Genomic DNA, 2,824 nt, shown 5'->3' on the forward strand with positions numbered 1-2,824 from the left:
GTTCAAATGACCAGTGGTTAATTTTGAATTTCGTAAGTCCTTATTTTTCAACCTCTGTGTCATCTTGAACTAAACTGAAATTGGGTCAAATGTGCCTTCACCTCTGGTCATTTGACCTTATTTTATATAATTCTTAAATTCTAAGTTTGAGTCCACTCTAAAAAGGTCAAATTCAATAAAATTAGAAACCGTTAAAACGGTTAATACTTTTTCCTGTTTCATTAACCACCAACTTAAGTTGGTGGCTAATATGAAGATAAAGGCTATTAACTGATTCATCAGTTTCCAAATTTCGGGCAAAATTTCATACATATTCCAAATTATTGCCTTTTTAGAGTGAACTCAAGTTTCTTAAAATCGATATTCATAATTAAGAAGAAAGCCTTTATTCTTCCAATCCGGTTTTACTGATATGTTTCCAAACAAGCCGACCTTTTTGTTAAATCTTTTAGCTGAAATAGCTGAATCAATGATACTGATCAATCTATTCAAAATTCCGGCAGCAATGGCAAATTGTGTATATGTTTCAAAATTCTGTTTATCAATACGCAATCTTCCAAAATGTTTCCAGTTTTCATCCGTATCCCATGACCACATATCTTCTTCTTCGGTAATAAGATTTTCTTCCAGATATTCATAATATCCTTCCGGATCGCTTTTATAAATAAGATAATAGTTCCTGGCAGAACGGTCGATGTATTCATTAAGATCATCACTGCTCACATAATTTTTTATCAAAAGATAATGTGCATCAGTACTATTTTTAGGAACTCCTGCATTTTCAAAAGCGAACTGCTGAAGATTATTGTCTGCCCATTCGGATTCTGCTTTTAGGCGAAAATAAGTGGCAATGATTGCCAGTTCCGAACTAAAAAAAATTCCGGTTTTCGTGTAATTTTTTGTATATAATTCTCCTAATCCGGGTACGACCGCAGAAAACAACATTGCTTTTAGTGTCGAAACCTGCTGACAGTAAATACTTAACGATAAAAGGAGAATTAAAAGGATCAATATAAATTTCTTCATAATCAGAACCTTTTGCTGAGCATAATCGAAGGAGAAAGTTCATTGTTTACAAATACAGGAGCAACTTTGATCTTCAATCTATTATCAGTATATTCCACATTTCTATTACGAGCTAATCTCAAGGCATCCAAACTTGACAAGATATGATTGAAAACGATCCCGAAATTACAGGAAACAGCATTCCCATAGAAATTTTCCGCATCTTTCCGCATTTCAATATATTCAGCTCGGAATATACTGTATTTCCCATTATGGGAATCGTATTCAGATTTGTTATTAATGTAATATCCTGAATTTAAATTCATAGGATTATTTCCTATCCAATTACCACTATCAAAGATCCACTTATCATTGTTGATATTGAAAAATTCCTGATTTTGTTGATCAATTTGAGTTGCATAAATATTAATCCAATCATACCAACCAAAAAGATATTTATCATATTTTCCAATATCCTCATAAAAGTGCTGCGAGTTATCATCATCCAGTTGAAAATAATCTTCATCATAATGATCATTATCATTATAACTAATTAAGAGTTCTTCAGCGCGTTCTTGATCAAATCTATTATAACGATGAATAACACCATTTGGATATTCATCATCATAACCGATCACTTCTCCGGTTGCATAATATTCATATTCTTCTGTTTTATCATCACCCATTTTATTGTAATGGATGTATCCATACCAGAGTCCGATTTCTATCAGGGGAAAGATGTAAGTAGTAATACTTTTGGGATTTGCATAAAAATTACCTGCTCCGGGGAAAAGAGCTGAAAGCAACATGGCTTTAGCAGCTGATTTTTTAGTGTATTCAATTTTAAAAATATCATCTTCTTCCGTATAAATTTCTTTACCGAATTCATCGCTTTCTATTTCTTCAGCAAAAGAAACAAAAAAGATGCTTATTATTATGAGGAAAGCAATTATATATTTTTTCATTTTTTACTCCTTAATTTTCCCTTCCGAAGCTTTCTTTCACTTGTTCTTACATTAAGATTCGGAAGGATGCGAATGCCTATAACTTTCCGATCCGGCAACTGCCGGATAGAATTCCTTCGTGAGAAGCTTCGGAAAGGCAGCAACATTTTTTTCATAATCTTTCATACATTTTGAGACACTATCTTTCTATGGCGATCGGTATTTTTTTTACCGAGCCATTTGATTTAACGATTCCGAAATATAATCCGGAAGCTATTTTCCGGGTATCCCAGAGAATATCCTGATCATCATTATTTTCTTTTGTTTGAATGGTCTGAAAAACGATATTTCCGGCAATATCGAAGATTTTCAGATCAATGTTGTTTTGAGCATTTGAAACCTTAATTCTTACTTCACCATTTTTTGCCGGATTAGGATAAGCAAAAGCCGTTATTTTTTGATCCGGATCAGGTTGATAATCGATTGAATTTGTATATAGAGAATAACCATCATTCCTGTAACCGTTCCAGATAACCGGATCTTCATAAACTCCTTCCAGATAGGATGAATAAAGTGTATTTGAAGCATCACTGTAAACAAAGAAAAAACGGTTGGAATATTCATCCCAGAAGAAATTATTAAAAGACTCGGTCTTGTTCCAGAAATAAGAATATTCGAAACGGATATCAGCTTCAATATCTACCGCAAAAAATCCCTGGTTTTCCTCTTCGAGAATGATCATCGGTTCATTATCGAATTCAATGATCCTCGGATAACTGTAAGGAAGCAAACTTTTATGTTCGAGGTAAGCTGGAAAACCCGGGGCCATTGTTCCCTCGAGAGTAATCGCAAAAACTCTGTTCCCTGCTCCGAAA

Annotated in this window: 3 protein-coding genes; all 3 read right to left on the minus strand. The window is 33.7% G+C overall.

The annotated features are described in order from the left end of the window. Nucleotides 1–351: 351 nt before the first annotated feature. A complete protein-coding gene (locus tag ENL20_01510; protein HHE37235.1) occupies nt 352–1,026 on the minus strand; it encodes a hypothetical protein in 675 nt (224 codons plus the stop codon). A gap of 2 nt (nt 1,027–1,028) precedes the next feature. Further along, nucleotides 1,029–1,970: a hypothetical protein gene (locus tag ENL20_01515; protein ID HHE37236.1), complete on the minus strand. Its 942-nt coding sequence runs from the start codon at nt 1,968–1,970 to the stop codon at nt 1,029–1,031. A gap of 178 nt (nt 1,971–2,148) precedes the next feature. Further along, on the minus strand, nt 2,149–2,824 hold a 676-nt coding region (locus ENL20_01520), incomplete at its 5' end, for a T9SS type A sorting domain-containing protein (GenBank protein HHE37237.1).

The sequence above is a fragment of the Candidatus Cloacimonadota bacterium genome, assembly GCA_011372345.1.
GTDB lineage: Bacteria > Cloacimonadota > Cloacimonadia > Cloacimonadales > TCS61 > DRTC01.

Excerpts from the sequence above, each read along its gene's own strand:
- ENL20_01515 (HHE37236.1), bottom strand. The coding sequence starts at position 1,970 with ATGAAAAAATATATAATTGCTTTCCTCATAATAATAAGCATCTTTTTT.
- ENL20_01510 (HHE37235.1), bottom strand. The coding sequence starts at position 1,026 with ATGAAGAAATTTATATTGATCCTTTTAATTCTCCTTTTATCGTTAAGT.